Annotated in this window: 6 protein-coding genes; 2 read left to right on the top strand and 4 right to left on the bottom strand. The window is 66.2% G+C overall.

The window, feature by feature from the left end; genetic code table 11:
• Positions 1–425: 425 nt before the first annotated feature.
• The 4 genes from AAE027_RS05325 to mgtE form a co-directional block, all read right to left on the bottom strand.
• Entirely contained in the window at positions 426–1,376 is a 951-nt protein-coding gene (locus tag AAE027_RS05325; protein ID WP_370985807.1) for a hypothetical protein, read from the bottom strand.
• Between the two features lie 48 nt (positions 1,377–1,424).
• On the bottom strand, positions 1,425–2,243 hold the full coding sequence (locus tag AAE027_RS05320) for an aldo/keto reductase (protein ID WP_128933273.1): 819 nt from the start codon (positions 2,241–2,243) through the stop codon (positions 1,425–1,427).
• Between the two features lie 158 nt (positions 2,244–2,401).
• Positions 2,402–2,704 (bottom strand): helix-turn-helix domain-containing protein, encoded by a 303-nt coding sequence (locus tag AAE027_RS05315; protein WP_091889582.1) that lies wholly within the window; start codon positions 2,702–2,704, stop codon positions 2,402–2,404.
• Between the two features lie 237 nt (positions 2,705–2,941).
• On the bottom strand, positions 2,942–4,363 hold the full coding sequence (mgtE, locus tag AAE027_RS05310; RefSeq protein ID WP_091889584.1) for a magnesium transporter: 1,422 nt from the start codon (positions 4,361–4,363) through the stop codon (positions 2,942–2,944).
• A gap of 116 nt (positions 4,364–4,479) precedes the next feature.
• Between mgtE and AAE027_RS05305 the strand changes: the two genes are divergently transcribed.
• Both AAE027_RS05305 and AAE027_RS05300 read left to right on the top strand, forming a co-directional pair.
• The gene (locus AAE027_RS05305; RefSeq protein WP_370986050.1) at positions 4,480–5,253 is read left to right on the top strand and encodes a polysaccharide deacetylase family protein; all 774 of its coding nucleotides are present in this window, start codon (positions 4,480–4,482) and stop codon (positions 5,251–5,253) included.
• Positions 5,254–5,435: 182 nt separating this feature from the next.
• The gene (locus tag AAE027_RS05300; protein WP_370985806.1) at positions 5,436–6,707 is read left to right on the top strand and encodes a polysaccharide deacetylase family protein; all 1,272 of its coding nucleotides are present in this window, start codon (positions 5,436–5,438) and stop codon (positions 6,705–6,707) included.

The raw sequence follows: 6,707 nt of genomic DNA, 5'->3' as shown, positions 1-6,707 counted from the left end.
GGTTTTGCCGTACGCGCGGTTCGCCTGCGCCACAGGGTTCGACGGCGTTGTGCACATTGCCATCGAAATGCTGGCACGACGAACCTGACAGCGCCGTCCGTCCGCGCGAAGCCTTAAGGGCTCACGGAGAGCAATCCGCCCTGCCCCTGGCTCTCGCGCCCGACGCTGCCGCGTCCACCGCAAGCCCGACTCTGCGATCATCACGACACATGATCGCCCCTCTCGGATGAGCCGGGATGGGGCGACACATACGCCAATTCCGAATTTCGGTAAAGTGGAATATTTTCGCGAGCTAGGATTGACAGAGGAGCGACACAGCAAAATTCCGTAGCCCGACTGGAGCGGAAGCGTATCCGGGAAAGTGTCGACGTCGAGCGATCACCCAAGATTACGCTGCGCTCCATCCAGGCTACAAAAACTACACACTACCCACCAAAATCCTTTGGGCTGAACGGCAAATCCAACACCTTCCATTCCCCGTACAAGGCGGCCGGCAGCATCTTGTAGGGCTGGCAGTTCTGGAGCGCGCTCATTGCGGACTTCACCAGGGCGACGCCCTTCGCGGATGGCGGGGCCGCCATCAGGATCGGCTCGCGCGCCAGCGTGCCGTCGGTGGCGAGCACCGTACGCAGCTTGATGTGGACGTTGTCGGTCGGCGCGACCCCGGCCGGCAGCTTGGCGCAGCTTTTCAGGTGACGGCGCAGCTCGGCGATGACCTCGGGTGGCAGCTTGGCGGCGATCGAATCCTTGGCGTCGCCGCCGTCGTCCTTGGGAGTGTCCTTGGGCAGCTCCGTCGGCAATGCAGGCGGCAGGCCCAGCATGACGCCGTATTTGACGGTGACGTCAGGCTCCGGCGCCTGGTAGGCCGGTGGCGGCGCGGCCTGGGGCTGCTGCATCGCCTGTGACGGCGGCGGCTGCATCGGCGGCTGCGGCATCGCCTGTGGCGGCGATTGCGGCATCGGTTGAGGCTGGGCTTGCGGCGGAGGCTGTTGCGGCTGTGCGTTGGCCTCGCGCGCCTTCGGTGACGGCGAAGGCTGCTGGTGCGGGGAACGTTGCGGCTCGGGCGAAGCCTGCGGTGATGGCGATGGCGCGGCCTGCTGCTTGGCCGCCGCATCCGACTTGTCGGTGAAATCCAGCTTCGGCAGTTTCAGGTCGGGCGTCGGCTCCGGCGGTTTCTCCTTTGCCGTCTCTTTCGTCTCCTGCTCCTTGATCTCTTCCTTGACCTGCTCCGGCGTGACGATGTCGACCGAAACAGTCTCGGGCGCCGCGGCGTGGAACGGATGGACCTCGCTGATCAGGATGATCAGCGCCACCAGCGTCAGATGCGCGATCGCCGACGCCGCGACGTCCGTCCGTATGATCTTCCGCAGTTCCATCGACTGACTTCGGGTTGCCGCGCTGGTCCTAGCATACCCTAGGCCCCCTCAATCCCATTTCGGCGCGAAGCCGAAATCGGTCAGGCGGCCCTTGGGGTGGGCCAGCGCGGCGATCCGGCTCATCTCGTCCTCCGACAGCTCGAAATCGAAGATCTCGATGTTTTCCGACAGGCGCTCGACGCGCGAGGTGCGCGGGATCGCAGCGACATTCTGCTGCACCAGCCAGCGCAGGCACACCTGTGCCGGCGTCTTGCGATGGGCGCGGCCGATCTCCGCGAGCGTCTGGTCGGTCTTGATGCGACCCTTGGCGATGGGACTGTAGGCGACGAGGGCAAGACCATGCTGGTCGCAAGCCGCCCTCACCTTCGCCTGGTCGAGATAAGGGTGATATTCGACCTGGTTGCAGGCGAGCGGCTCGGGCGATAACGCCACCGCCTGCTCGATCAGCGCCACCGTGAAATTGGAAACGCCGATGTGGCGGGTCAGGCCCATCGTCTTCGCATGCGAGAGCGCTCCAAGCGTCTCCGCCAGCGGCACGTGCGAATTCGGCCAGTGCAGCAGCAACAGGTCGACGGAGGGAAGCCGCAGGCGGGCGAGGCTCTCCTTGACCGAGCGTTCGAGATCGTGGGGCGCGAAATGGTTGGTCCAGACTTTCGTGGTGAGGAAGATGTCGTCGCGGCGCACGCCCGAGGACCGCAAGCCGTCGCCAACCTCGCGCTCGTTGTCATAGACCTGCGCGGTGTCGATGTGGCGATAGCCAAGCCGCAGCGCCTGCTCGACCACGCGCGCGGCCGGCCGGCCGTCCAATTCCCAGGTGCCGAGCCCGATCGCCGGAATCCTTGCACCATTGGCCTCGACGAACAGCATGAGGAATCCTCTCTGTTGCGGCAGCCCCAAATCATCCAGGCGTCATTATGGACCCGGCCCATGTCACTGCCAACGCAAGCCCGCGGCAGTTCGGCCGGATATTCAGGGCAATGCTAACGTGAGGTTCGCATCGAGCTCTTGGCGTCAGGCCTTGGTCATCAGACCTTGGCGAGCGCCTGGAACACCGTATCCGGTGCATGCGCGATCACGGCGAGCAGCGCGCGGGCCGGTCCCCGCGGGGCGCGCTTGCCCTGCTCCCAATTGCGGATGGTCTCGACGGGGACGCCGAGTTTTGCGGCGAACTCCATCTGGGTGAGACGGGCGCGGCGGCGCAAATCGCGCACCGCGAGCGGGCCGGTGTCGCCCGACGCGGCATTGGCCGCCGGCCGGACCGGAAATTCCTGCCCGTCCCGCAATTCGACGATCCGCCCGTCCGCCTTCAGCCGCAACCGCATGCTCATTCCCCCAAGCGCGGACGATGATGCGGCAGGTCGCTTAAGTTCGGATTAAAGATACCGAGGTCTCGTGCCCCGGACGCGGCGCGCCCGGGACAGGGAGTGAGGAGCCCCCCGTGCCCACCCCGTCATTGCGAGGAGCTCTTGCGACGAAGCAATCCAGACTGCCACCGCGGAGGGTTTCTGGATTGCTTCGCTGCGCTCGCAATGACGGGGAGAGAGCGCGGCGCCTCAAACTACCTCCTATTTCAACCCAAACCACAGCGTCGCAATGCCGAGGAAGGAGAAGAAGCCGACGACGTCGGTCACGGTGGTGACGAAGGTGCCCGACGCCACCGCCGGGTCTGCCCTGACACGGTCGAGCGCCATCGGGATCAGGATGCCGCCGAGCGCGCCGGCAACGAGGTTGCAGATGATGGCAAGCCCGATGACGATGCCAAGGCCGGGGATCTTGAACCAGGCCACGGCCGCGATCCCCGTGATCACGGCGAAGGCGAGACCGTTGACGAGGCCAACCAAGCTCTCGCGGATTACGACGCGCCAGGCGTTGAAGGAGCCGAGCTCGCGGGTCGCGAGCGCCCGCACCGCGACCGTCATGGTCTGGGTCGCGGCATTGCCGCCCTGGCTCGCCACAATCGGTGCCAGCACGGCGAGCGCGACCATCTTCTCGAGTTGTCCTTCGAACAGGCCGAGCACGGAGGACGCCAGGAACGCGGTGGCGAGGTTGACCAGCAGCCAGTTGAAGCGGCCGCGGGCGATGGTGAGAAACGTGTCCGACAGCTCTTCGTCGCTGGTGACGCCGCCGAGCGCCTTGAGGTCCTCGTCAGCCTCCTCCTCGATGACGTCGACGACGTCGTCGACGGTGATGACGCCGACCAGGCGGTCCTGGGTGTCGAGCACGGGCGCTGCGACGAGATTGTACTTGCCGAACATTCGCGCCACCTCCTCCTGGTCCTCCAGGACGGAGACGCGGCGGCGGTCCTCGTCGGTCAGCTCGGTGAGCGGCACCGGGCGGCGTGCGCGCAGCAGCACGTCGAGCGGCACCGCGCCCTGCCAGTGCTGGTCCTTGTCGACGACGTAGATCTCGTAGAAGCGGTCGGGCAGGTCCGGCGTCTCGCGCATGTAGTCGATGGCCTGGCCCACGGTGAAGTCCTGGGGCACCGCGATGAACTCGGTCTGCATCCGGCGGCCGGCAGAATTTTCCGGATACAGCAGGCTGCGCTCGAGCGCGACGCGCTCGCGCAGCGGCAGCTTCTCGAGAATTTCCTCCTGATCCTCGGCGTCGAGGGTCTCCAGCAGCTCAACCGCGTCGTCGGATTCGAGCTCGCGGACACCTTCTGCGACCGTCTCCGGCGGCAGTTCCTCGAGGATCTCCTCGCGCACGGCCTCGTCGACCTCGTTCAGCGCGGAGAAGTCGAAGTCGCGCCCGGTCAGCTCGACCAGGCGGACCCGGTCGTCGGGCTGCAATGCGCCGATCAGGTCGCCGAGGTCGGCCTCGTGCAGCTCGGCGACGATCGCGCGCAGCTGTGCGGAGTCTGCGGCCTCGATCGCATGCGCGATCTCCTCGACGAATTCGTGCCGAATTTCGCCGTCTTCATTGCGCATCGGCACGTGCTCGAGTACCGAATCCGCAGCGGGAGGGGCAACGTCCATTTGTTCATCCATGGCGCGCCTCGCCGTTTGACAGGTTGGATCAGATGGTCTGGGCTGACGGCTCAGGCAATACCCACAAGCGAACTGCGAGCGCAATGACAAAGATGCATCGGCCGGAATGGACCTCGATGGCGCTGGGAGCGGTGCTGGCCGGCCTCGTCGGCGCAACCTCGCTTAAAGCCGCCGAGTGCCCGCGCAAGGACGCGCTCGGCACCGCGCGCGTTCTGAGCGTCGACGCCAAGACCACCCCGCGCGTGGGCCTGAAGAGCTTTCCGCAGACGCTGCCGCTCGCCGACCGCGAGGTCGTGCTGACCTTCGATGACGGCCCAAATCCGCCGACCACCTCGAAGGTGCTGGCGGCGCTGGCGCAGGAATGCGTGCGTGCGACCTTCTTCCTGATCGGCCTGCACGCCTCCCAGCATCCAGACATGGTCAAGCGCATCGCGCGCGAGGGCCACACCATCGGCCATCACACCTTCTCGCACCCGTTCATGGCGCGGCTTCCACTCGACAGGGCGAAGAGCGAGATCGACCGCGGCATCGCGGCCGACGAGATGGCGCTGCACGGGGTGTCGACCACGACGCCCTCGACGCCGTTCTTCCGCTTCCCCTATTTCGAGGCAACGCCAGGACAGCTCGACCTGCTCCAGGCGCGCGGCATCGTCGTGTTCGGGGCTGACCTCTGGGCCAGCGACTGGAACGAGATGACGCCGGAGCAGGAATTGAAGCTCGTCACCGAGCGCCTTGCCGCCAGCGGCAAGGGCATCATCCTCTTCCACGACCCCAAGGCGCGCACTGCCGCGATCATGCCGGCCTTCCTGCGGTATCTGAGGGAGAACGGCTATCGGGTGGTTCACATCGCGCCGGCCGGCCCCGCGCAGAAGCATGCCGACGCGCATTGATGCCGGAATGTCACGCCGGCGCAAAATGGGGTGATTTAGGCCCTGTTAACACTCTGTTCATGCTAGCCCATGCAAATGGTCGGGGGACCTGTCATGGGAAAGGGTTCTTTGCGCCTGAACCGGTTTCCAGACGTCTCCGACCTATTAAGGCGGCCATCGCATATGGGGGCAGACGAAGGTTCATGATCGAAAGTAGCGTTGTTTCGCGGACGCGATCGTGGAGCGCCCTTGGCCTGTTGTTGGGATTGCTGACCACCGCTTCGCCGGCGGCGCTCGCGGCCGACTGTCCCGGCCATCCCGACGCGCTCGGGACCTCCCGCACCCTCGTGGTCGATCCGCGCGAGCATCCGCTGATCGGCACCATGCAATATCGCGAAACGCTGCCGCTGAAGGACCATGAGGTGGTCCTGACCTTCGACGACGGTCCGCTGCCGAAATATTCCAACCAGGTGCTCCAGATCCTCGCCGACGAGTGCATCAAGGCGACCTTCTTCATCATCGGCAACCAGGCCAAGGCCAATCCGGAAGGGGTGCGCAAGCTGGTGGCGGCGGGCCACACCGTCGGCACCCATAGCATGGACCATCCACTGACGTTCGACCGGATGCCGATCGAGAAGGCCGAGGCCGAGATCAACGGCGGCATCGCATGGACCTCGGCAGCGATGACCGATCCGTCCAAGCTCGCGCCATTCTTCCGCATTCCCGGCCTGATGCGCGCCGAAGGCGTCGAGAACCACCTGATCTCGCGCGGCATCCAGGTCTGGAGCGCCGATTTCCCGGCCGACGATTGGCGCCATGTCTCGTCCGACCGGGTCTATCAGCTCGCGATCCAGCGGCTGGAGGCCAAGGGCAAGGGCATCCTGCTGCTGCACGACATCCAGGCCCGCACGGTGGCGGCGCTGCCGAAGATCATCCGCGACCTCAAGGCGCGCGGCTATCGCATCGTCCATGTGGTGCCTGTGACCGCCGACCGGCCGGCCACACCGACGACGCCAGTGGAATGGCTGCTGCATCCGCCGACCGAGACGACGCCGATCGCGCGCTGGCCGCGCGTGCCGAATTTCGTGTTCGCGCAGGCCGGGACGCTGCCGGCGCCCGCTGTTGCCGATCTCAATGCGCAGGCCGAGCATCAGCCGCTGCTGCCGCGCCGGACCATGGCGCTGGCGAATGTCGCGGCCACCCTGCCCGTGCCGGACCGCGACCTGTTTGCAATTCCCGAGGGCTCGGTCGAGGTGCTGTTGTCGACGACCGCGTCACGGCGCGCCGCGACGCGGCTGGCCATGGCAGCCGAGAGGCCTCATCCGGCCAAGGGCAAGGCAGCCAAATCGCCGGGACGGCGGACGGCGCATGCCGCGCATGGCACACCGAAGCACGCTGCGCAGGCCAACACCACGGCGCCCAAGCCCGCCGCGCCGCGTCCGACCGGGGTCGCCAGCCTGAAGAAGCGCGCTTAA

It is taken from the genome of Bradyrhizobium sp. DN3, from assembly GCF_041357655.1.
Classification (GTDB): domain Bacteria; phylum Pseudomonadota; class Alphaproteobacteria; order Rhizobiales; family Xanthobacteraceae; genus Bradyrhizobium.
This window is presented reverse-complemented; position numbering and strand designations above follow the sequence as displayed.

Bases quoted from the DNA above. Each gene is read 5' to 3' on its own strand.
- AAE027_RS05320 (WP_128933273.1), bottom strand. From the start codon at position 2,243: ATGCTGTTCGTCGAGGCCAATGGTGCAAGGATTCCGGCGATCGGGCTC.
- mgtE (WP_091889584.1), bottom strand. From the start codon at position 4,363: ATGGATGAACAAATGGACGTTGCCCCTCCCGCTGCGGATTCGGTACTC.
- AAE027_RS05300 (WP_370985806.1), top strand. From the start codon at position 5,436: ATGATCGAAAGTAGCGTTGTTTCGCGGACGCGATCGTGGAGCGCCCTT.
- AAE027_RS05325 (WP_370985807.1), bottom strand. From the start codon at position 1,376: ATGGAACTGCGGAAGATCATACGGACGGACGTCGCGGCGTCGGCGATC.
- AAE027_RS05315 (WP_091889582.1), bottom strand. From the start codon at position 2,704: ATGAGCATGCGGTTGCGGCTGAAGGCGGACGGGCGGATCGTCGAATTG.
- AAE027_RS05305 (WP_370986050.1), top strand. From the start codon at position 4,480: ATGGCGCTGGGAGCGGTGCTGGCCGGCCTCGTCGGCGCAACCTCGCTT.